Here is a 24,394-nt window from a genome sequence, read left to right as displayed (position 1 = left end):
GATGTCAGTCGGGATTCGTGATTCCGGCTTCGCAACGGCATGCAGGCCGAGAATTTCCGTGCATCGACTCAAGCGAACTGAAGCCGATTTGGCCCCGCAATCGACCCGCCTCCAGTCGCCCATCCCCAATCCCCAATCCCCACTCCCCAATCCCCAATCCCCAATCCCCAATCCCCAATCCCCAATCCCCAATCCCCAATCCCCAATCCCCAATCCCCAATCCCCGCCCTTGAGCCATACCGTACCGTCTGGTACGTTCGCGACGTTCTCCCCCGAACCACGGATGCATGGCAGTTGCCGCTGGGCCATTCCGGCCTGGCCTTGCGTGGGAGAGAGCAGCATGAACAAGCCTTGGATCGGGAGCATCGCCGCACTGGCGTTGCTGGTGGCATCGGCGTCGGCAGTGGCGGGCGCTTTCAGCAAGACCTACGAACGCATCCCCGGCTGGGATGGCGCGCCGATGGGCGCGCTGGTACTGGTGCCGCAAGGGCAGGGCAGCGGGCCGTTTCCGCTGGTCGTGATGCCGGCCAGCTGGTCGTTGCCGAACTTGGAATACCTTGGCCGCGCGACCCAACTGGCCAGCGACGGCTACGTGGTGGTGAGTTACACCTCGCGTGGATTCTGGGATTCGGCCGGGCAGATCGACATTGCCGGTGCAGACACGGTGGAAGACGTCAGTGCGGTGATCGACTGGGCCCTGGCGCATACGCCGGCCAACCCGAACGCGATCGGTGCGTCGGGAATCTCGTACGGGGCCGGCATCAGTCTGTTGGCGGCCGAGCGCGACCCGCGCATCAGGGCGGTGGCTGCGCTCAGTGGTTGGGCCGATCTGGAAGCCTCGCTGTATTCCAACCGCACTGTCAGCCAGCAAGGGGTGGGGCTGTTGGTCGGTGCCGGCGCGTTGACCGGGCGGCCTGGGCCGGATCTGGCGCAGATCGGCGCACGGGTTGCGGTGGGCGATTACGACGGCGCGGTGCAAGGCTTCCTGCCGCAGGCGGCCTCGCGTAGCCCGGCAAGCGATGTGGCCGCACTTAACGCGCGTGGCACGGCGGTGTTGCTGGGCAATGCTTTCAACGACGGCTTGTTTCCTCCCAACCAGACCATCGCGTTCTTCAACCAGCTACGCGGGCCCAAGCAGTTGCTGCTCAGCCAGGGCGATCACGCCACGGCAGAGCTGCCTGGCGCGTTGGGCCTGCCCAACGAGGTGTATACGGCGACCACGCGTTGGTTCGATCGTCATCTCAAGCAAGTGCGTAACGGGGTGGATGCCGAGGCGCCGGTGCGGTTGTCGCCGCGTGCTGGGCAATGGTTGGAGTACACAGATTGGGCGTCGGTGCAGCAGGGCAGCACGCGCTTGGGGCTATCCGCACCGGCAGGACTGCTTAGCCCCACCGGCGGTTTGATCGGCGGCACTGCCAGCGGTTGGCAGTCGCGCATCGCCACCGATGTGCCGACGTTGGCCGATTCGGGCGTGGTGCTGGTCAGTGGTCTGTTGCAGGGCATCGGCCTGCCGGTGACCACTTCGATTCCGTTAGTGAATCGTGCTGGCGCTGCAGTGTGGGTTGGCGCGCCATCAAGCGGTGTGCGGCAGTTGGCGGGTAGCCCGTCGCTACGGGTGACCGTGGTGCCCAGTCAGTCAAAGATGAGTTTGTTCGCGTATCTGTATCGCATGGATGCGCTGGGCGTGGCGCAATTGATCACGCACGCGCCGTACTCGTTGCGCGGAGTCACACCTGGTCGTGCGTTAACGCTGGATTGGTCGTTACAGGCGGCCGCGGCGGAGATTCCAGCCGGGCAGCGGCTGGTGCTGGTCATCGACACGCGCGACGTGCGTTACACCGACGCAAGCGATGGCGGCGGCACAGTGACGTTTACTTCGCCGGTGGCAACGCCATCGGTGTTGAACGTGCCGCTGCGATAAGGCTGCCGTCGGCCAGTAACGCGGTAAGTCTTTGCCGGTTTGCATCTGATTGGGTGATTGCGTTGAGTAGTTTTCATCCCACCCTCTCGCACCTGCGGTTTTATCCGGTTGCAGAGCGGAGAGCGGGTGATCTGTTGCTTGGCTGCAGGGCCCTTGCCCGCCCACCATCGCGGGACACGCCGCAAGTACGTCCATGTAGGCTCTTACGCGGCATCCATGCCGCGTAAGGTCCCGCGCCGGTGGGCGGGCAAGGACCAGTCGAGAGGGTCGGTGTGCAAGGTGCAGGCAACGCGTGAGTTGCGTTGTTCGGGCAACGGGCAGTCCGATTAGTTTTCCAACGAAAGCCGAACAACAGATGGCTTCTAAAAAAGCAGCCAGAAAACTTCCTGGTGCGGTGCCCTCGCCGATTGCGGGACCATGTGGCGGCATGGATGCCGCCACTGAGCCTCCACGGACGGATTTACGGCGTGTCCCGCGAGCGGTGAGGGCATCGCGCCCTCGACCAACAAGGCTTTGCTACAACGTCATAACGCCATGATTCGAAAGTTGGTCATCAGCTGAGCTCGGAAAGTGTGGATAAGGCAGTGGCCGTAGCTGTCTTGAGAAGATTGAAAAGTGTGGATGCGTTATTAAATGCCATCGCCACGCAGCATTTATGCGGAATTTACGCCGCCGCCCTGGCAGGTCCATAGCGACTTTACGCAGGCCGGGAAGACACTGCGCAGGTTGGCGGAGCGGTTCCGCCCTGGACGATCCCGATGCATCCCTTGACCTGTCTGCTCCATCGGCGCTGCGCGCACGGTGCGGCAGCGTTTTGCCTTGTTGGCATGCACACGCTGCATGCGCCGTCGCACATCGCATCCATCGCGCCGCGTGGCGCGCGTCTCGGGGAGTAGCCGACATGCCTGCCTGGTTGTCCCTGTTGTGCGGCGTGGCCGTGCTCGTTGCCGCTGCGTACCTGTTGTACGTGGTGCTGCGGCCCGAAGACTTCTGATGCGAGTACGCTCCGATGATTGAAACCTTCCTTGTCTACGCGCTGGCCATCGTGCTGGCGTGGCCCCTGGGCCGCTATCTGGCAACGGTGATGCGTGGTGCCCCGATGCGTGGCGATACGCTGTTCGGCTGGATCGAGCGGCCGTTGTATGCGTTGCTCGGCACCCGTCCGCAGCAGGGCATGTCGTGGCGCGGCTATGCCGTGGCGTTCTTGCTCAGCAACCTGGTTGTTGGTCTGCTGACCTGGGCGGTGTTCATGACCCAGGCGTGGCTGCCGTTCAACCCCGACGGCATCCCCAACATGCGCTGGGATACCGCGTTGCACACCATGGTGTCGTTCGTCACCAACACCAATCAGCAGCATTATTCGGGCCAGGCGCAATTGTCGTATCTGGCACAGATGACCGGCATCGTCGGTTTGCAGGTGGTGACGCCGACGATGGGCCTGGCGTTGGCGGTGGCGACCTTGCGTGCCTTGTTCGGCGGGCGAGCTGTCGCAAGCGTGTCCAATGCCTCGCTGGCATCGAACGCGCCGACGAGTACCTCGCCACGGATGGCCGGGCCGGACGATCCGGAGATCGCAATGTCGCGCCAGGGACGGCAGCAGTCGAGTTCCGGATTGGAAGCCCTGCCCGAAGCAGACGTTGGCAACTACTGGGCCGATGTCATCCGCGCCAGCGTGCGCGTCTTGTTGCCGCTGTGCCTGCTGTGGGCCGTGCTGCTTGGCTGGCAAGGTGTGCCGTCCACGCTGCAGGGCGCGGCGACTGCGACACCGTTGGATAGCAGTGCGAGCATGCCCAAGCAGACCATTCCGGTCGGCCCGGTTGCGGCGATGGTTGCGGTCAAGCAACTCGGCACCAATGGGGGTGGCTGGTATGGCCCCAATAGCTCGGTGGCGCTGGAAAATCCTACGCCGTTGAGCAATTTTCTCGAAACGTTGGCGATCGTGTTGTTGCCGATGAGCGTGGTGTTCATGGTCGGCTATCTGACCGGGCGCAAACGTCTCACCGCCTTGGTATTCGGCACCATGTTGACGATGTCGGCCGCATCCACCGCACTGTTGCTGTGGTCCGAAGCGCATTCGGCCAGCACGAGCTCGCCTGCCTTGATGGAAGGCAAGGAGGTGCGCATCGGCGCGGATGCCTCGGCGTTGTGGGCAGCGTTGACCACACAGACCTCCAACGGCTCGGTCAATGCGATGCACGACTCGCTGGCGCCATTGAGTGGCCTGGTCACGCTGGTGAACATGCTGATCAATGCGATCTGGGGCGGTATCGGCTGTGGTTTGCAGCAGTTTGTGGTGTATCTGCTGTTGAGCGTATTTCTGGCTGGGTTGATGACCGGACGCACGCCGGAGTTGTTCGGCCGCAAGATCGAATCGCGCGAAGTGCAATTGCTTGCGCTATTGATTCTGTTGCAACCGCTGGTGGTGTTGGGCTTCACCGCAGTGGCGCTGGCAGTGCCGTCTTTCACCGCAAATTCCAATCCCGGTTTCCATGGCATCAGCCAGGTGTTCTACGAGTACACCTCGGCCTTCGCCAACAACGGGTCGGGTTTCGAGGGCCTGGGCGATGCCACGTACTGGTGGAACCTGAGCTGCTCGGTGGTGTTGGTCCTGGGCCGGTATCCGGCGTTGATCCTGCCGTTAATGGTGGTGGCGCGCATGGCGGTGAAGCGGCGCGCGCCGGAGTCTGCCGGCAGCCTGCAGGTCGAAACGCCCACTTTTGCGTTGACCCTGATTGCGATCGTGCTGGTGCTCACCGTGCTGCAGTTCATGCCGGCACTGGTGCTGGGCCCTATCGCTGAACACCTCGCCCTGGCGGCGTCCTGAGAGTTTGAGCAATGTCTACGATCGATACGACTGAAAAACGCGAGCGCGGCGACGCAGCGTTGTTCGATGCTGCCGTGCTGATGGCGGCGATGCGTGCGGCCTTCCTCAAGTTGGCGCCGCGGCATCTGCTGCGCAGCCCGGTGATGGCGGTGGTGATGGGCGGCACCTTGCTGGCGGCAGTGATCACCGCCAGCGGGCATGGCAATGCCGGCTTCGGCTGGGCGGTGACGGCGATCCTGTTCGTCACCGTGTTGTTCGGCAATTTTGCCGAGGCCATCGCCGAAGCGCGTGGGCGTGGGCAGGCCGCATCGCTGCGGCGTGCGCGCAAGGATCTGGTTGCACGCCGGGTGGAAACCGTGCTCGGTGGCCGCGAGACGCGTGTGCCGGCGGCCGAGCTGCGACCGGGCGATTACGTGATGGTGTCCGAGGGCGAATTCGTCCCGGCCGATGGCGAAATCGTGCGCGGCGTTGCAACGATCAACGAAGCGGCGGTGACCGGCGAATCGGCACCGGTGTTGCGCGAGGCCGGCACCGATCGCAGTGGCGTGATCGGCGGTACGCGCGTGCTCTCCGACGAGATCGTGTTCAAGGTCACCGCCGAGCCGGGGCATAGCTTTCTGGATCGCATGATCGCCTTGGTGGAAGGCGCCAACCGGCAGAAGACGCCGAACGAAATCGCGCTCACCTTGTTGCTGGCGGCGATGACGCTGACCTTCTTGATTGTGGTCGCCTCGTTGCCGGCGATTGCAGGTTTCGTTGGCGTCACGCTGGATCCGCTGCTGCTGATCGCACTGCTGGTGTGCCTGATTCCGACCACCATCGGCGGGCTGTTGCCGGCGATCGGCATCGCCGGTATGAACCGCGCGCTGTCGGCCAATGTGCTGGCCAAATCCGGCAAGGCGGTGGAAGTGGCTGGCGACGTGGACGTGTTGCTGCTCGACAAGACCGGCACCATCACCTACGGCGACCGTCAGGCCACTGCGTTTCATCCGTTGGCCGGCATCGACCGTGCGCAACTGCGCGATGCAGCGATGCTGGCATCGTTGGCGGACCCGACGCCGGAAGGTAAATCCATCGTCAAGCTGGCGCGCCAGCAGGGTGCGGTGGCAGTCGAACCGGACGGCGCGCATTTCATCGCGTTCACTGCGCAAACGCGCATGTCCGGCGTCGATATCGCTGGGCGCAGTATTCGCAAGGGTGCCGGCGACTCGATCGTGGCCTATGTGCAGGCAATGGGCGTCACGGTGTCGCCGGAATTGAACGGGCGCATCGAAGAAGTCGCACGCGGCGGCGCCACGCCGCTGGTGGTGGCCGAAGGCCGGCATGTACTGGGCGTGGTCGAGCTGAGCGATGTGGTCAAGCAAGGCATCAAGGAAAAGTTCGCGCAGCTGCGTGCGATGGGCATCAAGACGGTGATGATCACCGGCGACAACCCGCTCACTGCCGCCGCCATTGCCGCCGAAGCCGGCGTGGACGATTACATTGCGCAGGCGCGCCCGGAAGACAAGCTGGCACGCATCCGTGCCGAGCAGGCTGGTGGGCGGCTGGTAGCCATGGTCGGCGACGGTACCAACGATGCACCGGCGCTTGCCCAGGCCGATGTGGGCCTGGCGATGAACTCGGGCACGCAGGCGGCCAAGGAGGCCGGCAACATGGTCGATCTGGATTCGGATCCGGCCAAATTGCTGGCGGTGGTCGAAGTGGGCAAGCAGCAGCTGATCACGCGCGGTGCGCTGACCACATTCTCGTTGGCCAACGACGTTTCCAAGTATTTCGCGATCCTGCCGGCCCTGTTTGCTGCGGCGATTCCCTCGATGGCGGCGCTCAACGTGATGCAGTTGTCCAGCCCGCGGCATGCGGTGCTGGCGGCGTTGATCTTCAATGCGCTGATCATTCCGGCGTTGATTCCGCTGGCCTTGCGCGGCGTTCGCTTTCGTCCCTCCAGCGCCACGGCTTTGTTGCGCCGGAACATGTTGATGTACGGGGTGGGCGGGATATTGCTGCCGTTTGCCGCAATCAAGTTGATCGACCTGGCGCTTGTCGCCGCTGTAGGAAACTGAGTCATGACGATTTCTTCAAACACCAACCTATCCACGTCACTGCCGTTACGCGACGACGGCGCCTTGCGCGGCTCGGTGATGCTCGCGTTGTTCATCCTGCTCGGCCTGGGCTTGAGCTATTCGCTGATCGCCACCGGCATCACTGGCGCGTTGTTTCCTGTGCAGGCGCATGGCTCGTTGCTGCGTGTGGACGCGCGCGTCGTCGGCTCGGCGCTGGTGGCCCAGCCGTTCACCGATGCGCGTTATTTCCAGCCACGCCCCTCGGCTGCCAAGTACGACCCGACTGCGGCGGCCGGCAGCAACCAGGCGCGTTCCAATCCGGAGTTGCAAGCGCGCATCGCGGCAACGCGTGCAGAAGTTGCTGCACGTGACGGTATCGCAGCAGAGGCTGTGCCGAGCGAGTTGCTCACCCAATCCGGCAGCGGCCTGGACCCGCACCTGAGCCCTGCTGCCGTGCAAGTGCAACTGCGCCGCGTCGCTAACGCACGCGGCTGGCCGGAACAGCGCGTTGCCGCCCTGGTGCAAGCCGCCACCGAACACCCGCAGTTCGGTCTGCTTGGGCAGCCGCGAGTGAATGTTCTGGCGCTGAATCTGGCGCTTGATGCGGCTGGGAATCGGAAGTCGGGAATCGAGAATGGGGCAAGGCAACAGCGCTAGACCCATCAGCTCGCGGTAGGCTCCACGAATCCCCAATCTCGACTCTCCAATCCCGCCCCCAATGCCCGACGCCCGTACTCAACAAGCCGACGCCTTGATCGGCGAACTGCAGCGCGAACATGGTGGGCGCCTGACGGTGTTTCTGGGCGCGGCGCCCGGCGTGGGCAAGACCTACGCCATGCTGTCGCGCGCACGCGAGCGCTTGCGGCAGGGCATGGACGTGGTGGCCGGTGTGATCGAAACCCACGGCCGCAGCGAAACCGCTGCGCTGCTGGAGGGCCTGCCGCTGCTACCGCGCGCTCGCGTGAGTTACCAGGGCCGCGTGCTGGAGGAATTCGATCTGGACGCGCTGCTGGCGCGCAAGCCAAAGCTTGCCCTGATCGACGAACTGGCGCATCGCAATGTGCCAGGCAGCCGGCACGAGCGGCGCTGGCAGGACATTGTCGAACTGCTCGATGCCGGCATCGATGTCTACACCACGGTCAACATCCAGCATCTGGAAAGCCTTAACGACATCGTGCTGCGCATCACCGGCGTGCGTGTGTCCGAAACGGTGCCCGATGCGGTGTTCGACCGCCTGCGCGACATCGTGCTGGTGGATCTGCCGCCGCGCGAACTGATCGAACGGCTGCAGCAAGGCAAGGTGTATCTGCCCGAGCAGGCGACACAGGCCTTGCAGGCGTTTTTCTCGCCCTCCAACCTCACTGCCTTGCGCGAGCTGGCGATGCAGACCGCCGCCGACCGCGTCGACAGCGATCTGCGCGACACCCAGGCCGCGCGCGGCTTGCCCGGCACCGCCGCCTTGCGTCGCCGCGTGGTGGTGGCCATCGACGGGCGTGGCAGCTCGGATTATCTGGTGCGGGTGGCGCGGCGATTGTCCGAGCGGCGCGATGCGCCGTGGACGGTGGTCACTGTGCAGACGCGCACCGTGGCCGATGCCGTATGGCAGCTGGAAATCGACCGAGCGTTCGCACTGACGCGTCGGTTGGGTGGCGACACCGCGTTGCTGCACGGCGCCAACGTCGCCGAGGCGCTACTGGATTTCGCCGCGCAAAACGGCGTGTCCACCTTGGTGCTGGGGCGCACCCGCGAACGCCCGCTCGCGCGCATGTTCAACCGCACGCTGACCCAGCAACTGCTGCAGCGTGGCGCGCATTACGAATTGGTCATCGTCAGCTCCGCCGATGCGCGTGCACGCGCGCGCCAACGCTGGCGCAATCCGCGCCAGTGGCTGCAGCGTTACGACCTGGCGTTTGCGGCGATCGCGGCTGCCGCAGCCGTTGCGGTGGCGTGGGTGATCCAGCGCTGGACCGACATCGACGATCTGTCGATGGTGTTCATCGTCGCAGTGGTGCTGGTGGCCTCGCGCACGCGCATGGCCGCTGCGGTGATCGCTGCGTTGCTGAGTTTTGTCGCCTACAACTTCTTCTTCATCGAACCGCGTTTCACTTTGCACATCAGCGCGCGCCAGGGCGTGGTGACGGTGTGTCTGTTCCTGATCGCCGCACTGGTGGCCGGGCGCCTGGCCTCGCGCTTGCGTAGCCAGGTGCTGGCACTGCGCGCCGCCAACACGCACGCCAATGCACTGCAGACGCTGGCGCGCGAACTCAGCACTGCCGCCGATCTGGGGCAGGTCTTGGAAGCCGGACGCCGCGCCTTGGCGACAGCGCTCGATGCAGAAACCTGGCTGCGTCTGGAGCAACGTGAAAGCGATGCACCGGCCAGCTTCGGCACGCTCGATCGCAGCGCGGCAGATTGGACCCAGCGCCATGGTCAACCGGCCGGCCGCTTCACCGATACCCTGGCCGGCGCGCAGTGGTGGTGCCTACCTGTGCGACACGAACGCGGTAGCCTGGGTGTTGCCGCGCTGCGCTTCCGCCAGAGCGTGCAGCGGCCCGGCCTGGAACAACGCCGGTTGGCCGAAGCGATGGTGGAAGACATCGGCCAGGCCGCGCTGCGCACGCGCCTGGTCGCCGATCTGGAAGGCGCGCGCGTCAGTGGCGAAACCGAGCGATTGCGCTCGGCGTTGTTGTCGTCTGTCTCGCACGATCTGCGCTCGCCGCTGGCGTCGATGATCGGCTCGGCCAGCAGCCTGGCCAGCTATGGCGATGCGATGGACGCGCAGGACCGCCACAGCCTGCTCGACACCATCCAGCTCGAAGGCGAGCGGCTGGATCGCTACATCCAGAACCTGCTCGATATGACCCGGCTCGGCCACACCGGGCTGACCTTGAATCGCGACTGGATCGGCGTGGACGAGCTGCTCGGCTCGGCCACACGCCGGCTGCAGCGCTACCAGCCGGCGGTGCGCATGCAGCTGGATCTGGCCGCCGACCTGCCGGCGATCTGGGTGCACCCGGCACTGGTGGAACAAGCCATCTTCAACGTGCTGGAGAATGCGGCGAAATTTTCGCCGCCCGGCGTGGCCGTCACCGTGCAGGCGCGGCTGCAGGCCGGTGCCTTGCAGATCGATATCGGCGACCAGGGCCCGGGCATTCCCGAAGACGAGCGCGCACGCATCTTCGACATGTTCTACAGCGTCGAGCGTGGCGACCGCGGTCGCAATGGCACCGGGCTGGGCCTTGCCATCTGCCAGGGCATGATCGGCGCGCATGGCGGCAGCGTGGAGGCGCTGGCCGGCGCAGATGGTCACGGCACCACGATCCGCATTACGCTGCCGTTGCTCGTTCCTGCCGCGCCACCTCGCCCCGATGCCGACTGACCCCACTGCCATCCCGCCCGCCCGCGTGCTGATCGTCGACGACGAGCCGCAGATCCGCCGCTTTCTCGACATCAGCCTGCGCGCGCAGGGCTACCGCGTGCTGCAGGCCGGTACCGCCGAAGAAGGCCTGGCCCTGCTGGCCGGGCAGGGCGCCGAACTGGTGGTGCTGGACATCGGCCTGCCCGATCGCGACGGCCACGAAGTGCTGCGCGAGATCCGCCAGTGGTCCAACGTACCGGTGATCATGCTCACCGTGCGCGCCGGCGAAACCGAAAAGGTGGCCGCGCTCGATGCCGGCGCCAACGACTACGTCACCAAGCCGTTCGGCGTGCAGGAATTGATGGCACGCATCCGCGCGCTGCTACGCCAGGCCGGTGCCGGCAGCACGGTGGAAGAGAGCGTGTTCGACGACGGCCGCCTGCACATCCATCTGGGCCTGCGCGAAGTGACGCTGGCGGGCGAAGCGGTGCCGTTGAGTCGCAAGGAATACGCCTTGCTCGCGCTATTGCTCAAGCACGCCGGCCGCGTGGTCACCCAGCCGCAACTGCTACGCGAAGTGTGGGGCCCTACCCACGAAGAAGACACCCATTACCTGCGCATCCTGGTCGGCAAGCTTCGCCAGAAACTGCACGACGATGCCGCCGACCCGCATTACATCGTGACCGAGCCGGGTGTGGGTTTGCGCTTTATCGGTGTGACGCGTTGAGCGTGCTGCAATGTGGCGCCCGCCAAATTTAAGAAGCGGCATCGAAATCGCGCATAAACTTCGATTTTTGAAATGCGATTGGAATGACGTGGCAGCTAGGGTTGCCTGAAAAATTATGCGGACATCTATCCTATAACTGGCCCTGGGCGCTCCTGTTCTTGTGCCTGTTCACGTTGCATGCTCTGCTGCTTGCTTAACTGCTCCCGATGAATATCCAGACCATGCTGGATGGATACTTCGACTGGTGTATTGATCGCAACCTCTGTTGGCACATGAGCTCGCATACTCGCAGGGTTGCTTGGCTCTCCCTGTACCGCAAAAAGATATTGACCCGCCTGCCTAGATGGGGTGGCCGTACTAAGTATTACGTGGTCCACACGCGTGAGACCATTTGCCATTGCTTCAGTAGCCAGACATGCGGCTGCTCGATCGCTCCGATCATCTGGTAACCGCCCCATCGAGCGGTCTAGCGCATGAACATGTTCCACGCACTGTCCAAATATTTGTGGGAGAGCTGGTGAGTCAATGGCAAATTGTGCAGGCGGTCCAAAGGGGTGTGCGCCCTGGTGATAATGAGGGTCGGTAGGTTCAAGTGCAGAAGACCACGCTCTGCCCTCCCAAGTATGGATCTCCCCTGAAGGATTGGTGACAGACAAGCTACCTTCGCGGTCAACTCGCACCTGAGAAATTTCTTCTCTAGCCAGTTCATTTCTACCTGTAATTGTCAGGATGGGACCAGACGTTCTTTCATCCATCCGGTCGAGGATGCGGGAGCCATTCACCGGATCTCGTAACATCGCGTCAAACAACTGCAAGCTAGGCTCATTGTTGAACCCTTGGGCCAAGGCCGGGTTGTCGGCTTCCCTGACCTTAGATTGCCATTCCTCGCTACCTTGTCCTTGTCCGAGTTCCAATGCGTTGACGAGGCCAACCCCCCGAAGCGTCGCATCGCGCCCGGACACGATCGCTGCCCTGGCAGCGGGATTTAACCCATTAATGCCTTGATTCCCGATCCATTCGCGCACCGCATCCGCAGTCATGCCATCCGATTGCTGGAGGCTTTCGACAAGCAATGCTCCACGGGCTTGGTTTTGGTTGTAAAGTTTGCTGGTCACGGCAACAATTGCGGCAGCGCTCTCGGGATGATCCCTATTGAGATTCTGCAGCCAAATTATCTGCGAAAGGGGCTGTCCAACAGCTTCCCATTTTCGGTCCACCTGCTGATCGTTCAGGCCTTGAACGAATGTCCGGCCGTCGTCTGACCTGAGGAACTCGTTGAGTCGATCCTGCTCTGCGGTCGAAAGGTCATTACCTACTTGTCCAGGGGTCTGCAGGCGCTGCAGAAGGTTCGTTTGCTCTACGTGGTTGAACTGCTGTTGAGGCGGGGCCCACTCTGCATAGTGGCGAAGCATCTCCTCGGCGGCAGCTCCCCGCCCAGGCTGACCGAAGTCCCACTGCATAATGCCTACAGACCAGCCTGAATTTCCGGTGCTGTGTTGCAAGGCGTACGCGGCGCCAAGATTCACTTCGCTGGCACGGCCCACAGCGTTGTATGCAAGCACTTCGAAGCTTTGACGACTTAACGCGTCGTAGCGGTATCCTTGTGTCATCTTCGTCCCCTAAGGAATGGCTTTTATCAACTGTTCCAGTTGCTCGATACGTAGCCGAGTGGCGTTTATGCTGCAGTCTGCAGTCAGGGCATCTTGTTCATTGCGAGACATGCCCTGCACCAATGGCTCGGCCTGGCAATAGGCATCTCGATAAGTGCGCCAGGCTTTAGACGCAGCATTGAAATTCTTTTCCAGATCATCCAGATAAGCGGGATCGTCAGTGGCATAGCTGGCGTAGCGCACGCGCGCCTTGTCGAGGATTTCCCTTTCGATTCTTGTCAATTTTTCGTTGATCGAACGAGTTTCACGTAACGAGATGCACGTTGCGCCCAATAGCTTGCAGTCAGCTTCCGGCAAGGCCAACAGGCATGCTTGTCGATCTTTGGTTGCAGCAATGCGGGAGCAGTCCGAACTGGCTCTTGTTGATGAAGTGCTTGGCTGGCCTGAAGCGACAGCGCCAGCCTCCGGCGACGAACAGCCTGCCAACGACAGCAATGCAGATGTTGCTATCCATCGCGCGGCCGTTCCCAGTGTGAAAGCGGCTCTATCGGGTTTTTTTCTGGTGGCGATCATAGGCATTCTCTAGTGCAATCGCTTGGCAGCCAAGCTAGCCAGAGAAATCGCTTTGAATCAAGCGACGATCGCCCGACGCCAGCACGGCCAGGGCTATAGACAGCTACGAAGAACTTTCTAGAGAAGGCAGCACTTTCCCCGGATTCAAAATCCCATCCGGATCCAGTGCGGCCTTGATCGCGCGCATCGCCGCCAGTGTCGGTGCACTGAAAGCCTGTGTCATGAAATCGCGCTTGGCCACGCCGATGCCGTGCTCGCCGGAGAGTGTGCCTTCCAGCGCCAGCACCAGTGCGAACAGGCGCGGCAATGCGGCGTGTGCGCGTGCGTCTTCGTCGGCATCGGCCGGGTCGTACATGATGTTGACGTGCAGGTTGCCGTTGCCGGCGTGGCCGAAGGCGACGATGGGCAATGCGAATTCCGCAGCGAGTGCTTCCACGCCGGCCACCAGTTCGGGGATGCGCGAGACCGGCACCACCACGTCCTCGTTGATCTTGCCCGGCTTGATCGTGCGCAATGCCGGCGACAGCGCGCGGCGCGCCGCCCACAACTTGTCGCGCGCGCTGCCATCGGCGGCAACGTCCAGGCTCAACACACCCTCGCCATTGGCGGCGTCGTGCAACGCCTGCAATGCATAAGGCAAGGTGTCGTGATCGCCATCGGCTTCGATCAACAACATCGCGCCTGCATCGGGCACATCGCTGCCGTTGCGGCGCAGCAGTGCGATTGCGCTGGCATCCATGAATTCCAGCATCGTCGGCGTGGTCGGTTGCGCCATGATGCGCGACACCGCGGCTGCAGCGGTGGCCGCATCGCGATACAGCGCGCGCAAACCGGCTTGTGCGATTGCGCGTGGCGTCAGCTTCAACGTCGCTTCGACGATGATGGCCAAGGTGCCTTCGCTGCCGACCAGCAGATGTGTGAGGTCGTAGCCGGTGGAATTTTTGGTATACGCACCGCCGCAGCGGATCACCTCGCCGGTGCCGGTCACTGCGACTAGGCCGAGCACGTTGTCGCGGGTGGCGCCGTATTTCACTGCGCGCGGGCCGCCGGCATTGGTGGCGAGATTACCGCCGACACTGCAGATGTCCGCACTGGACGGATCCGGTGGCCAGAACAGGCCGTGCGGCTGCAATGCCTGTTGCAAGTCGCCATTGAGCAGGCCCGGTTGCACGATGGCGCAGCGATCCGCCGGACGCAGCGCAAGGATGCGGTTCATGCGCGCCATCGACACCACCACGCCGCCGGAAAACGGCACCGCGGCCCCGGTGGTGCCGGTGCCCGCGCCGCGCGCCACGATCGGCACGCCATGCGCGCGGCAGGCCTGCACGATGGCGACCACCTCATCGGTATCGCGCGGCAAGGCGACGGCGGCGGGCAATGCCCACCTGCGCGAATCGTCTTCGCCATAGCGGCGCCGCGCATCGTCGCCGGTCAACCAGCCATCGGGTCCAAGTCGTGCGGCCAGCAGTTCGGCCAGCGCGGTGGGAAGCACATCGGTCATGACGGGTGATCCTGTGGTGCCGCGCGCTGGATGCATTTCCACCCCAGCACTGCGACGGTGAGCGGCAGCCAGACCCAGCGCAGCTCGGAGAGCAGCGTGGCAAGGCCGCGCGCATTGAAGAAACCGTTGGCGAATGGCGACACGCGAATCGGCCGCCACGGCGCGAACCAGCGCGCATCGCTCCACGGCCAGGTCAATGCAACGCCAAGTCCGCCGGACGTCATCGCATCCAGCACAGGGTGCGATGCGGTGCAGACAAACAAGAACGCTGCGGCCTGCAGCGCATCCGCACGCAACACGCGATGCGCAATGCCACCGAGTAATGCAATCACCGCGGCGAACACCAACGAGTGGCTGGCACCACGGTGACCGAACGCATCGGCACAGGGAATGTGCAGCGCAAACGCCAGCACATCGGCATCCGGCAACATCGCCGCCACGATGCCGGCACCGAGCAGGCGTGGCGAGAGGCGGCCGCGTTCGCTGGCGCACCAGAGCGCCAGCGGCACCGCGGCGTGGGTGAGGATGGTGGGCATCGCGCGCGGGTCGTTGTCAGCAGTCGTCGGCGCGGAAGGCGTCACGGATCCAGTTCAGCACCGGCGGCTCGCCGCTGGCTTCGACCACATCGAAGCGGCACGGCAAGCTCGCCAGTGCCGGGTGATAGGCAAGGAACACTTGCGCGGCCAGCACCAGTTTGCGGCGCTTGCGCCGGTCCACCGATGCAGCGCCGCCGCCGAAGCGGTTGTCGCGGCGATAGCGCACTTCCACGAACACCAGCGCTTGCCCGTCGCGCATCACCAGATCGAGTTCGCCGCCGCGGTAGTTGGCATTGGCCACGACCAGCCGCAGGCCGGCCTGCTCCAGCAGCGCGCGTGCCAACGCTTCCACCGCCGCACCACGTTGCTGACGCGCTGCCGGCATGGCGTCAGCGGCCGTCGGCGATCGGCACCGGGCGGCCACCATTGAAGGTAGACCACGCCGGTGTACGCAACACGTTGCCGAAGCCATCCAGATGCAGGGTGCCGGTGGCGCCTCGCAGGCCGCCGTCGGCGCCGGTGGCCAGCTTTTCCAGATACGCGCTGATCTTCCAGGCGTCGTAGCCGAATGCAAACAGGCGTGCGCCGGGGCCGCGTGCGCTGGGCAGCGTGCTGGCGACCTGGGTGGAGGCCGGCAGGCCTGATACGCCCAGGGCGGTCCAGGTTTCGCTCGGGTAGATGATGCCGTCCAGCGCCAAATCGTCTTCGACCTTGCCGGTGCCGGCCACCAACTGCGAGGTGCCCACGCGCGATTTACCGGCGAATCCGCTCAACGCAAGCTGCGGCGCCAGCGCCCGCGCGGTGTTGCCGCGCACGGCCAGGAATACCGCATCGGCAGTGCCGTAATTGCGCAGCTGCGCGCCGATATCGCCCGGCACTTCGGCCACGCTGATGCTGCCGGCCACGCTGCCGCCACGTTCGGTAAATCGGTCGCGGAAGGCCTTGATGGTGCGCTTGCCGTTGTCGTCGCTGGTGCCGACGATCAGCACGTTGCGGCGCTCGCGCGAGAGCAGGTACTCGGCGGCCATGATGCCGTCGTCTTCCGGCGCCAGCGAGAAGCCGGCGCTGCCGCTGGGCGGCGCCTTGTTATCGGTGGGGCGGTTGAGCGCCAGCACCGGCACCGCCAGTTGGCCGCGTGCGAATACCGCGCTGACTTCGTCGCGACCCAGCGGGCCGACCACGTAGTCCACACCGGCGCTCACGGCCTTGTCGTAGGCGGCATTGGCGCCGGCGGCGGTGCCGGCGGTATCGAAGAAGCGCAGTTCCGGGCGGCGGCGGGTTTCGGCGTAGTAACCGGCCAGCAGGCCGTCGCGCACCGGCGCCGAGGCGGTGGCCAGATTGCCGCTGAGCGGCAGCAGCACGCCCAGCTTGATCGGCGGACGGTAGCCATCGCGCTCAGCCGGCGGGCGCTTGCTGGTGTCGAAGCCCCACTGCGCGTCGCGCTCGAACGCACGCGGCAGCGCCAATCCGCGGCTGATCAGGGCGCGGCCGGCGAAGTTGTACAGCGGGTCGCCGGCCGGTAGTGCGGCGGTGCGGCCTTTGAGCGTGGCGTCGTCGAGCGCGGCGAGCAGGCGCACGATCGCGCGCTGGTTTTCGCTGCGCGGAGTGCCGGTCAGGCTGGCATCGGCGCGTGCACGGTCGGCGGCGGCGCCGAACAGGTCGCCGGTGCCTTCCAATGCGGCGGCGCGTGCCAGCAGCCAGCGGGTCTGCAACGGCTGCGGCAGGCCTTGCGGGCTGTCGCCCAGCGCCTGCAGCGCTTGCGCGGCCTGCTTGTCGATCACCGCCAGCTCGCCGGTCAACAGCGCGAAGCGGGCGCGGTCTTCGCCAGTGAGATGGCGCGGGGTGACCTGCGCCAGCAGCGTGCGCGCACGTGCGTCATCGCCGGCGTCGTGCCAGCCGAACGCCGAGGCGGCCAGCAAGCGGCTGCGCTGCGCACCGCTGGCGCTGGCCGCCTCGGCTTCCAACTGCTGCGCGGCTTCGCGCGGCTTGCCCTGGTCCAGCAACGCCAGCGCCGCGCTCTGCGTGGGCGAAGCGGTCTGGGTGACGCTGCTGGTGGCGCAACCGGCGGCCAGCATGACCATCAGCGACAGGGCGGAGATCCTTGCAACACGCTTGTTCATTTCAGATCCATTGGACGGGGCCCGCCGGGGCGGACCGTTAAAAACGCTACGATTCTACCCTTTGCCCCCGGAAATACCGCTGATGACGTCCCCCGGAACCCTGCATGTGGTCGCCACGCCGATCGGCAACCTGGCCGACCTGTCGCCGCGTGCGCAGGAGGTGCTGCGTGGCGTGGCCGCGATCTGCGCCGAAGACACCCGCCACACCCGCCAGTTGCTCGGCCATTTCGGCATCGACCGCCCGCTGCTGGCCCTGCACGACCACAACGAAGAAGCCATGTCCGAGCGCATCGTCGCGCGCCTGCGCGAGGGCGAGTCGCTGGCCATCGTCAGCGACGCCGGCACCCCGCTGGTCAGCGACCCCGGCTTCAAGCTGGTGCGCGCCGCGCGCGCGGCCGGGATTCGGGTCAGCCCGGTGCCTGGCGCCTGCGCCGCCATCGCTGCGCTCAGCGTGGCCGGCCTGCCCAGCGACCGCTTCAGCTTCGAAGGATTTCTGCCCGCCAAGAGCGCCGCCCGCCGCGAGCGTCTGGCGCACCTGGCCGGCGAGACCCGCACCCTGGTGTTCTACGAATCCTCGCACCGCATCGTCGACTCGCTGGCCGACCTGCGCGGCGCCTTCGGCGACGAGCGCGCGGCAGTGATCGCCCGCGAGCTGACCAAGCTGTTCGAAACCGTGCTCGACGGTACCCTGGCCGAGCTACAGGCCAAGGTCGAAGCCGACGACAACCAGCGCAAGGGCGAGTTCGTGGTGATGGTGCAGGGCGCCGCCGACGCCGCCGAAGGGCAGTTGGCCGAAGGCCGCCGCGTCTACGCCAAGCTTGCCGAGCACCTGTCCCCGTCCACCGCCGCCAAGCTGGCCGCCGAGCTGACCGGTGCGCCGCGCAAGGCGTTGTATGGTGGGTAGGTTTGCCATCGCAGGAGCACGTTTGCGTGCGACTGTGATTTCTCGATAAGGCTTCTCGCGCCCAGGTGCGCTCCTACCTGCAATGGCGGGGCTGGCATCGCTGCGCCGTTCTGCAAGGTGGCGATAGCGTATAGTGCGCCCCGGCGGAGTCGGCCAGACAGTCGCGTCACTCGCAAGAGTGCCGAGGAAAGTCCGGGCTCCATAGGGCAAGGTGCCAGGTAACGCCTGGGCGGCGCAAGCCGACGGAAAGTGCAACAGAAAGATACCGCCTACGTTCCTTTCGGGGAGCCGGTAAGGGTGAAATGGTGCGGTAAGAGCGCACCGCGAGTCCGGTAACGGACCGGCACGGCAAACCCCACCTGGAGCAAGACCAAATAGGGATCCATTGGCGTGGCCCGCGCTGGATCCGGGTAGGTTGCTTGAGCGCTGCGGTGACGTAGCGCCTAGACGAATGACTGTCCACGACAGAACCCGGCTTATCGGCCGGCTCCGCCACCTTCGTTCGGGCGTTCGCCCTTCTCGAAGGTGCCCACGCTTCGTACCGCCGTTGGCGGTACAAAACGCGGGTCCCGCTCCGGGCACGCCAGAACCCCGCGGCTATCGCCGCGCCCCCTTGACTCAAGGGGGCTTGCACTTGAGTGCACTGCTTGGCGCTTTGCCTTGGCTGCGGTCAATGCGATCTGGTTGCTGCGGTCATCGTTACGTGGCTTGGGCTTCGCCCTCGCGGCCGACGACGCGTTGGTGTTTCCCCTGCGGCCGTGTTTGGCGCTTAGCCGAATGAGCGGGTGAACAGTTCGTCGAGGGCGTCGATGATGGTTTGGCCCTGGTCTTTCAGGGAGCCGGCAGGTTTGCTGAGCACTGCCAGCGGCACCGAGGTCATTTCCAGGGGTTGCAGGATGACGCTGTGGCCGGCCACCGTGAGTTCCGGGGTGAAGCGGGAGGGGGTCGGGGAGTGGGTGGACTTTCGGACCAGGGGCACGACGACGCGGCGGGGTGAGGCGTCGAAGATCTTCGACTGGACGACGACGACATAAGGGATGTTCTTGTTCTGGCCGACGTTTGCGTAGACATCGAACTGGTCGGTCATAACGTGGAGAACTCGTCTGCGAAGGAGCCGTGCGCTTCGGTGTAGGTCTTCCATTCGCTTGCAGCGCGCTGCAGCTCCATTGCTCGGGCGCTGTGGCTGTCGCGTTCTTTTGTGACGTACTCGGCCAGCAGTTCCTCGACCTTTGCCGACAGGTTGCCAGTCATCGCCCGTGCCTGCGCGGCCAAGTCCGAGTTGATGGTCAGGTTCAGTGGCTTCTTTTGCGCGGAACTATCGTAATAACGGCTCATGAGCAGCCTCCAGTGGAGTATGCGCACGCTATGCGCATGATGCCGGATTGTCAATGCGTGCCGGCGATGTCCAGTCGTGTTTCGCCTTGGAAGATCCCGTTTGGTCCAAAGCGGCGTTCGTGGATGAAGCCGCAGCCTTGCTGGTCCACCGCCACGATGGTGCTGGCGCGCGTGCCGTAGCTGGCGCCGGTGATGAAGGCAGCCGAGAGCAGGCGTTCGGTGGCCAAGTCCACCCCGGTGTGGGGAAGCGCGGGCGCGATGGCGGGGTTGCCTAGGGCGGTCCACAAGAGTTGCAGGTCGTCGCTGTCGGTGGCGCACCAGTGGTGCAACGCATTAGTCAGTGCGGCGGTCTTGGGCCACTGCGCGTCCAGCGGGCCGTTGGACATGCCATGGATGCCGGGAGCCAGCGTGCGGGCCAGTGGCGGGTGATTGCTGAGGTGCTCGCAACGCTCGGCATCGCACAGCAATAAGTTGAAGGGCGGGAACTCGTGCGCGGCCGCTGCCAGATCGCTGGCGTAGGCGGCGGCATCCAGGCTGCCGGCCAGGTAATCGGCAATCAGATGACCGCGCGAGCGCCCCGATGCGGTGGCGAGCGGGTCGCGCACGTTGGTCACCACCGCGACGCGGCCGTGGTTGCCCAGCCCTACCCAACTGCCGCCCGAGCGCAGGTCGCGGCCCGCCAGCACGCCGTCGGCCGGCGCTGCCCAGCGTGCCAGCGGCGCGGTGGGGCGCTCGTGGAATTCATCGCGGTTGCCCGCCAGCAGCAAACGCCAGCGGGGGTGAGCTTTCCAGGCGAGAGCAACCAGGCACATGGCGCCGATTGTCGCCGGTTTGCGCAGTCATGACGTGTAGCCGGCTCAATGTGAAGTGAGACCACGGTCGAGTTTACATGGCCTTCACACCCCTGAACTTTTGTTCAATCTCAAAATCTGAGACGAAACAGCAACTTGTGGATAACCTTTGAACAAGTCTCTAAAGAGTGCTGCAACTCATTGATGCGACTGGCGATTTGCGGTCTCCAAAGTTGTTGACAACCTTCGGCGCACTGCTAAGGTGGGCAACGGAGGGAAAACCAGGTGTTTTGTGGTTTTTCGTGGTTCAATGATCCCCCAGCGGGTATTCGAGGTTGCATTCGGTGTTTCAGGGCGAGACTGCCATCACGGTGGACGACAAGGGGCGTATGGCGGTGCCAACCGCGTACCGCGACCTTGTCACGCGTGCGAGCGGCAACCGCCTGGTACTCACCTACAACCCGTTCGAAGCCGGATGTCTGTGGCTGTATGCGGAAAAGGAGTGGGAGCGGGTGCGTGACGATGTGATGTCCAAGCCCAATACCCAGCGCGTGGTCCGCACGCTGCAGCAGAAACTGGTGGGTTCTTCCGCAATGCTGGAGCTGGACGCCAACGGCCGTCTGAGCATCCCGGCCAGCCACCGCAATGCGGTCGGCATCGAGAAAAAGGCCGTGCTGCTGGGCATGGGCGACAAATTCGAACTCTGGAGCGAGCAGGCACATCGCGCACTGATCCAGCAGACATTGTCTGACGGGGATCTGGGCGATGAATTGCTCGATCTCAGGTTGTGAGCCGGGGTGCCCGGATGCGCGGTGAAGCGCAGCCCGGTCACCCGGTGTCGCAGCCGCCGGCAGCCCATGTGCCGGTGCTGTACACGCAGGTTCTGGATGGCCTGCAGGTGATCGAAAACGGAACCTATCTCGATGGCACGTTCGGGCGTGGCGGACACGCCCGTGGCGTGCTGCAACACCTTGGCCCGGGAGGTCGACTGCTGGTGATGGACAAGGACCCCGAAGCGATCGCGGTGGCCGAACAAGCGTTCGGTGGCGATGCGCGCGTGTCCATCCATCGCGGCAGCTTTGCCGGTCTGGGCCAGGTGGTCGCTGCGGCAACCGTCGACGGCATCCTGCTGGATCTGGGCGTGTCCTCGCCGCAGCTGGATGTGGCCGGGCGCGGTTTCAGTTTCGGCAAGGACGGCCCGCTGGACATGCGCATGGACCCCGATGCCGGGCAGAGCGCGGCCGAGTGGCTGGCGCAGGCCAGCGACCGCGACATCGCCGATGTGCTGTGGACCTATGGCGAAGAACGCCAGAGCCGCCGCATCGCACGTGCCATCGTGGCGCGCCGTACCGAGCAGCCGTTGTTGCGCACTGCGCAACTGGCCGAGCTGATCGCCTCGGTGATGCCGCGCGGCGACAGCAAGACCCATCCGGCCACACGCAGCTTCCAGGCGATCCGCATCTACATCAACCGCGAGCTGGACGATCTGGAAGCCGGCCTGGATGCCGCCCTGGGCGCGCTCAAGCCCGGCGGCCGCCTGGCGGTGATCAGCTTCCACTCGCTGGAAGACCGCATCGTCAAGCAATTCATGGCCCGCTACGCCAAGGCCCCGCCAAGCAACCGCCGCCTGCCCGAAGCGCAGCCGTTCGTCCCGACGCTGCAGCTGGTCACCGGCGCAGTCAAAGCCGACTTCGACGAGTTGAGCGTCAACCCGCGCGCGCGTAGTGCGGTGTTGCGGGTGGCTGAGAAGCTGGGAATCGGGAATCGGGAATCGGGAATGGGCAAAGGCAACAGCGCCGCTGCTTCCCGATTCCCGAATCTCGATTCCCGATTCCTGGCGTCTCACAACGGAGACGCCGCATGAGCCGCCTGCTGCTCATCGTGCTGCTCGCCTGCAGCATCGCCTCGGCGATCGGTGTGGTGTACATGCGCCACATGCATCGCAAGTTGTTCGTGCAGTTGTCCAAGCTCGAGCACACGCGCGATGAATTGAATATCGAATTCGGCCGGCTGCAGCTGGAGCAGGCCACCTGGGCGGAAAGCAATCGCGTCGATCAGGTCGCGCGTGCGCGCATCGGGATGAAGTTCCCGGAGACCAACGACATCGTGGTGGTGCGCCCATGACACAACGGCAGGATAGCCGTTTTGCACGGCGCAGCCGCCCGCAGGGTGGCGCACACGGAGTGTCCATGACAAAACGGCAGGACAGCCGTTTTGCACGGCGCAGCCGCCTGCAGGGTGGCGCACACGGAGGTGCGCCATGAAGGCCGGCCGCAACCGCGCGCGCAGCAACTTCAACCTGCGTGGCCGTCTGACGCTGGTCGGCATCGCGCTGGGCCTGTGCTCGGTGACGCTGATCGGCCGCGCGGCGTTCGTGCAGCTGGTCAACCGCGATTTCTATCAGCGCCAGGGCGAAGCGCGTTACCTGCGCGAGCTGCCGATCGCCACCTCGCGCGGCATGATCACCGACCGCAACGGCGAGCCGCTGGCGGTGTCCACGCCGGTGGAGTCGATCTGGGTCAATCCGCAGGAACTGCTGCGTAATCCGGACCGCATTCCCGAGCTGGCCAAGGCACTCGGCCAGCCGCTGGACGAATTGAATGCCAAGCTGGCGCAGAAGGCCGGCAAGGAATTCATGTACCTGCAGCGCCGGATCAATCCGGACAAGGCGCATGCCATTGTTGAGCTGAAGATTCCCGGTGTGTTCTCGCAGCGCGAGTTCCGTCGCTTCTATCCGCAAGGCGAAGCGATGGCCCATGTGCTGGGCTTCACCAATATCGACGACCGGGGCCAGGAAGGCCTTGAGCTGGCCTTCGACGAATGGCTGCGCGGCAAGCCGGGCTCCAAGAAAGTGGTGCGCGATGCGCGCGGCGCGATCGTGGAGAGCGTGGATCTGGTGCGTCCTGCGCAGCCGGGCAAGGATCTGACGCTGAGCATCGACCGCCGCATCCAGTTCCTGGCCTACAAGGAGCTGCGCAACGCGTTGGTCGAAAACAATGCTGCCGGCGGTTCGATGGTGGTGATGGATGTGGCCACCGGCGAAGTGCTGGCGATGGTCAACCTGCCCACCTACAACCCCAATTCGGTCACCGGCATCAATCCATCGGCGCGCCGCAACCGCGCGGTCACCGATCTGGTCGAGCCGGGTTCGACGATGAAGCCGCTCACCGTGGCCACCGCATTGACGGCCGGCGTGGTGACCAAGGACACCATCATCGACACCAACCCCGGCTACATGGCCGTGGGGCGCTTCACCATCCGCGATGTGCCGCGCAACAACGGCGTGCTCAACGTCACCGGGGTGATCACGCGCAGCTCCAACATCGGTGCGGCCAAGATTGCCGCCAAGGTGCCGGATCAGACGTTCTATCAGTCGATCCGCAATTTCGGTTACGGCAGCGCGCCACATAGCGGTTTTCCCGGCGAATCCTCGGGCGTGGTGCTGCAGCCGGCGCGCTGGAGCGGCCCGTCCAAGACCACGATGTCGTACGGCTATGGCTTGTCGGTGACGCCGCTGCAGATCGCGCAGGCGTACGCCACGCTTGGCAACGGCGGCAAGCTGACCCCGCCGACCTTCGTACGCGGCCAGCACAACGAAACCCGCCAGGTGGTCACGCCGGAAGTGGCGCGCCAGGTCATCGACATGATGGAAACCGTGGTCACCCAGGGCGGCGCCAAGGGCGCGGCCATTCTGGGCTATCACGTGGCCGGCAAGACCGGTACCGCGCGCAAGAACGGCGCCAACGGGTACGAGCGCGGGCATTACAACGCGCTGTTCGCCGGTCTGGTGCCGGCCACGCGCCCGCGCTTTGCCACGGTCATCGTGATCAACGATCCGCAGGGCAAGGTGTACTACGGCGGTCTGGTGTCGGCACCGGTGTTCCACAAGGTGATGGAAGGCGCGCTGCGTCTGATGGACGTGCCGCCGGACGACATCCAGTCGTGGCTGGCCGCGCAGGCCGCCGGCAAGACCGGGCAGCCGATCGCCAAGCCGCAGCTGCCCGAGCTGGACCCTGCGTTGATGCCGGACCCGGTGGATGAAGTGTCTGCCGGTATTCCCACCGCACTTGCACCTGCCGCGCTACCCGCGCCGGCCCAGCCCGCACCGTTGCAGGAGAGCCGCCAGTGAGCCGC

General features: G+C 64.8%; 21 protein-coding genes and 1 other RNA gene. 13 read left to right on the top strand and 9 right to left on the bottom strand.

Annotated features, from left to right (window positions below; all coding sequences use genetic code 11):
- Positions 1 to 340: 340 nt before the first annotated feature.
- The 7 genes from FFY45_RS05465 to FFY45_RS05435 all read left to right on the top strand — a co-directional run bounded on the left by FFY45_RS05465 (position 341) and on the right by FFY45_RS05435 (position 10,890).
- Positions 341 to 1,921: a CocE/NonD family hydrolase gene (locus FFY45_RS05465; RefSeq protein WP_176339648.1), complete on the top strand. Its 1,581-nt coding sequence runs from the start codon at positions 341 to 343 to the stop codon at positions 1,919 to 1,921.
- Between the two features lie 901 nt (positions 1,922 to 2,822).
- A complete protein-coding gene (locus FFY45_RS05460; RefSeq protein WP_006452907.1) occupies positions 2,823 to 2,915 on the top strand; it encodes a potassium-transporting ATPase subunit F in 93 nt (30 codons plus the stop codon).
- 15 nt (positions 2,916 to 2,930) lie between these two features.
- A complete protein-coding gene (kdpA, locus tag FFY45_RS05455) occupies positions 2,931 to 4,745 on the top strand; it encodes a potassium-transporting ATPase subunit KdpA (RefSeq protein ID WP_176339647.1) in 1,815 nt (604 codons plus the stop codon).
- Between the two features lie 11 nt (positions 4,746 to 4,756).
- Positions 4,757 to 6,805, top strand: coding sequence for a potassium-transporting ATPase subunit KdpB (gene kdpB, locus FFY45_RS05450; protein WP_176339646.1), 2,049 nt, complete (start codon positions 4,757 to 4,759; stop codon positions 6,803 to 6,805).
- A gap of 3 nt (positions 6,806 to 6,808) precedes the next feature.
- A complete protein-coding gene (gene kdpC / locus FFY45_RS05445; RefSeq protein ID WP_176339645.1) occupies positions 6,809 to 7,462 on the top strand; it encodes a potassium-transporting ATPase subunit KdpC in 654 nt (217 codons plus the stop codon).
- 61 nt (positions 7,463 to 7,523) lie between these two features.
- A complete protein-coding gene (locus FFY45_RS05440) occupies positions 7,524 to 10,184 on the top strand; it encodes a DUF4118 domain-containing protein (RefSeq protein ID WP_176339644.1) in 2,661 nt (886 codons plus the stop codon).
- A complete protein-coding gene (locus FFY45_RS05435; RefSeq protein ID WP_176339643.1) occupies positions 10,174 to 10,890 on the top strand; it encodes a response regulator in 717 nt (238 codons plus the stop codon). The genes FFY45_RS05440 and FFY45_RS05435 overlap by 11 nt, the downstream gene beginning before the upstream one ends.
- Before the next feature lie 125 nt (positions 10,891 to 11,015).
- Here the strand turns inward: FFY45_RS05435 and FFY45_RS05430 are convergent, their stop codons facing one another.
- The 6 genes from FFY45_RS05430 to FFY45_RS05405 all read right to left on the bottom strand — a co-directional run bounded on the left by FFY45_RS05430 (position 11,016) and on the right by FFY45_RS05405 (position 17,230).
- Positions 11,016 to 12,500, bottom strand: a complete 1,485-nt coding sequence (locus FFY45_RS05430; protein ID WP_176339642.1) for an XVIPCD domain-containing protein — start codon at positions 12,498 to 12,500, stop codon at positions 11,016 to 11,018.
- 9 nt (positions 12,501 to 12,509) lie between these two features.
- Complete coding sequence (locus FFY45_RS05425) at positions 12,510 to 13,073, bottom strand: lysozyme inhibitor LprI family protein (protein WP_080949626.1); 564 nt, start codon at positions 13,071 to 13,073, stop codon at positions 12,510 to 12,512.
- 103 nt (positions 13,074 to 13,176) lie between these two features.
- On the bottom strand, positions 13,177 to 14,574 hold the full coding sequence (locus FFY45_RS05420) for an FAD-binding oxidoreductase (protein WP_176339641.1): 1,398 nt from the start codon (positions 14,572 to 14,574) through the stop codon (positions 13,177 to 13,179).
- A complete protein-coding gene (locus FFY45_RS05415) occupies positions 14,571 to 15,110 on the bottom strand; it encodes a metal-dependent hydrolase (protein ID WP_176339678.1) in 540 nt (179 codons plus the stop codon). Before FFY45_RS05415 ends, FFY45_RS05420 begins: the two co-directional genes overlap by 4 nt.
- Before the next feature lie 16 nt (positions 15,111 to 15,126).
- Positions 15,127 to 15,495, bottom strand: a complete 369-nt coding sequence (locus FFY45_RS05410; protein WP_006451851.1) for a YraN family protein — start codon at positions 15,493 to 15,495, stop codon at positions 15,127 to 15,129.
- Positions 15,496 to 15,499: 4 nt separating this feature from the next.
- Entirely contained in the window at positions 15,500 to 17,230 is a 1,731-nt protein-coding gene (locus tag FFY45_RS05405; protein WP_255171858.1) for a penicillin-binding protein activator, read from the bottom strand.
- A gap of 82 nt (positions 17,231 to 17,312) precedes the next feature.
- Between FFY45_RS05405 and rsmI the strand changes: the two genes are divergently transcribed.
- The gene (rsmI, locus tag FFY45_RS05400) at positions 17,313 to 18,134 is read left to right on the top strand and encodes a 16S rRNA (cytidine(1402)-2'-O)-methyltransferase (protein WP_176339640.1); all 822 of its coding nucleotides are present in this window, start codon (positions 17,313 to 17,315) and stop codon (positions 18,132 to 18,134) included.
- 145 nt (positions 18,135 to 18,279) lie between these two features.
- Positions 18,280 to 18,629, top strand: an RNA gene (gene rnpB / locus FFY45_RS05395) — RNase P RNA component class A.
- 274 nt (positions 18,630 to 18,903) lie between these two features.
- Here rnpB and FFY45_RS05390 read toward each other — a convergent pair.
- From FFY45_RS05390 to FFY45_RS05380, 3 genes are read right to left on the bottom strand one after another with little or no spacing between them, the layout of a single operon-like run.
- Positions 18,904 to 19,221: a CcdB family protein gene (locus FFY45_RS05390; RefSeq protein WP_115039784.1), complete on the bottom strand. Its 318-nt coding sequence runs from the start codon at positions 19,219 to 19,221 to the stop codon at positions 18,904 to 18,906.
- Positions 19,218 to 19,469 (bottom strand): type II toxin-antitoxin system CcdA family antitoxin, encoded by a 252-nt coding sequence (locus FFY45_RS05385; protein ID WP_170118487.1) that lies wholly within the window; start codon positions 19,467 to 19,469, stop codon positions 19,218 to 19,220. Before FFY45_RS05385 ends, FFY45_RS05390 begins: the two co-directional genes overlap by 4 nt.
- Before the next feature lie 50 nt (positions 19,470 to 19,519).
- Positions 19,520 to 20,281, bottom strand: coding sequence for an NRDE family protein (locus tag FFY45_RS05380; RefSeq protein WP_176339639.1), 762 nt, complete (start codon positions 20,279 to 20,281; stop codon positions 19,520 to 19,522).
- 323 nt (positions 20,282 to 20,604) lie between these two features.
- Between FFY45_RS05380 and mraZ the strand changes: the two genes are divergently transcribed.
- The 4 genes from mraZ (at position 20,605) to FFY45_RS05360 (ending at position 24,389) form a co-directional block, all read left to right on the top strand.
- A complete protein-coding gene (mraZ, locus tag FFY45_RS05375) occupies positions 20,605 to 21,051 on the top strand; it encodes a division/cell wall cluster transcriptional repressor MraZ (protein ID WP_006452803.1) in 447 nt (148 codons plus the stop codon).
- Positions 21,052 to 21,065: 14 nt separating this feature from the next.
- On the top strand, positions 21,066 to 22,124 hold the full coding sequence (rsmH, locus tag FFY45_RS05370) for a 16S rRNA (cytosine(1402)-N(4))-methyltransferase RsmH (RefSeq protein WP_176339638.1): 1,059 nt from the start codon (positions 21,066 to 21,068) through the stop codon (positions 22,122 to 22,124).
- Positions 22,121 to 22,384: a cell division protein FtsL gene (ftsL, locus tag FFY45_RS05365; protein WP_005991913.1), complete on the top strand. Its 264-nt coding sequence runs from the start codon at positions 22,121 to 22,123 to the stop codon at positions 22,382 to 22,384. Before rsmH ends, ftsL begins: the two co-directional genes overlap by 4 nt.
- A 136-nt stretch (positions 22,385 to 22,520) precedes the next feature.
- Positions 22,521 to 24,389 (top strand): peptidoglycan D,D-transpeptidase FtsI family protein, encoded by a 1,869-nt coding sequence (locus FFY45_RS05360; RefSeq protein WP_176339637.1) that lies wholly within the window; start codon positions 22,521 to 22,523, stop codon positions 24,387 to 24,389.
- Positions 24,390 to 24,394 lie beyond the last annotated feature (5 nt).

It is taken from the genome of Xanthomonas hortorum (assembly GCF_011305375.1).
In the GTDB taxonomy this organism is placed as follows: Bacteria; Pseudomonadota; Gammaproteobacteria; order Xanthomonadales; family Xanthomonadaceae; genus Xanthomonas; species Xanthomonas hortorum_E.
Note: the sequence above shows the minus strand (reverse complement) of the source record. Positions and strands in the feature narration are given on the sequence as shown.

What these genes read in the sequence shown, in the direction of transcription:
- kdpB (WP_176339646.1), top strand. Translation starts at nt 4,757, where the DNA reads ATGTCTACGATCGATACGACTGAAAAACGCGAGCGCGGCGACGCAGCG.
- kdpA (WP_176339647.1), top strand. Translation starts at nt 2,931, where the DNA reads ATGATTGAAACCTTCCTTGTCTACGCGCTGGCCATCGTGCTGGCGTGG.
- FFY45_RS05385 (WP_170118487.1), bottom strand. Translation starts at nt 19,469, where the DNA reads ATGAGCCGTTATTACGATAGTTCCGCGCAAAAGAAGCCACTGAACCTG.
- FFY45_RS05380 (WP_176339639.1), bottom strand. Translation starts at nt 20,281, where the DNA reads ATGTGCCTGGTTGCTCTCGCCTGGAAAGCTCACCCCCGCTGGCGTTTG.
- rsmH (WP_176339638.1), top strand. Translation starts at nt 21,066, where the DNA reads ATGCGCGGTGAAGCGCAGCCCGGTCACCCGGTGTCGCAGCCGCCGGCA.
- kdpC (WP_176339645.1), top strand. Translation starts at nt 6,809, where the DNA reads ATGACGATTTCTTCAAACACCAACCTATCCACGTCACTGCCGTTACGC.
- rsmI (WP_176339640.1), top strand. Translation starts at nt 17,313, where the DNA reads ATGACGTCCCCCGGAACCCTGCATGTGGTCGCCACGCCGATCGGCAAC.
- FFY45_RS05420 (WP_176339641.1), bottom strand. Translation starts at nt 14,574, where the DNA reads ATGACCGATGTGCTTCCCACCGCGCTGGCCGAACTGCTGGCCGCACGA.
- FFY45_RS05440 (WP_176339644.1), top strand. Translation starts at nt 7,524, where the DNA reads ATGCCCGACGCCCGTACTCAACAAGCCGACGCCTTGATCGGCGAACTG.
- FFY45_RS05360 (WP_176339637.1), top strand. Translation starts at nt 22,521, where the DNA reads ATGAAGGCCGGCCGCAACCGCGCGCGCAGCAACTTCAACCTGCGTGGC.
- FFY45_RS05460 (WP_006452907.1), top strand. Translation starts at nt 2,823, where the DNA reads ATGCCTGCCTGGTTGTCCCTGTTGTGCGGCGTGGCCGTGCTCGTTGCC.
- FFY45_RS05390 (WP_115039784.1), bottom strand. Translation starts at nt 19,221, where the DNA reads ATGACCGACCAGTTCGATGTCTACGCAAACGTCGGCCAGAACAAGAAC.
- FFY45_RS05465 (WP_176339648.1), top strand. Translation starts at nt 341, where the DNA reads ATGAACAAGCCTTGGATCGGGAGCATCGCCGCACTGGCGTTGCTGGTG.
- FFY45_RS05430 (WP_176339642.1), bottom strand. Translation starts at nt 12,500, where the DNA reads ATGACACAAGGATACCGCTACGACGCGTTAAGTCGTCAAAGCTTCGAA.
- FFY45_RS05410 (WP_006451851.1), bottom strand. Translation starts at nt 15,495, where the DNA reads ATGCCGGCAGCGCGTCAGCAACGTGGTGCGGCGGTGGAAGCGTTGGCA.
- FFY45_RS05415 (WP_176339678.1), bottom strand. Translation starts at nt 15,110, where the DNA reads ATGCCCACCATCCTCACCCACGCCGCGGTGCCGCTGGCGCTCTGGTGC.
- ftsL (WP_005991913.1), top strand. Translation starts at nt 22,121, where the DNA reads ATGAGCCGCCTGCTGCTCATCGTGCTGCTCGCCTGCAGCATCGCCTCG.
- FFY45_RS05435 (WP_176339643.1), top strand. Translation starts at nt 10,174, where the DNA reads ATGCCGACTGACCCCACTGCCATCCCGCCCGCCCGCGTGCTGATCGTC.
- FFY45_RS05405 (WP_255171858.1), bottom strand. Translation starts at nt 17,230, where the DNA reads ATGAACAAGCGTGTTGCAAGGATCTCCGCCCTGTCGCTGATGGTCATG.
- FFY45_RS05425 (WP_080949626.1), bottom strand. Translation starts at nt 13,073, where the DNA reads ATGATCGCCACCAGAAAAAAACCCGATAGAGCCGCTTTCACACTGGGA.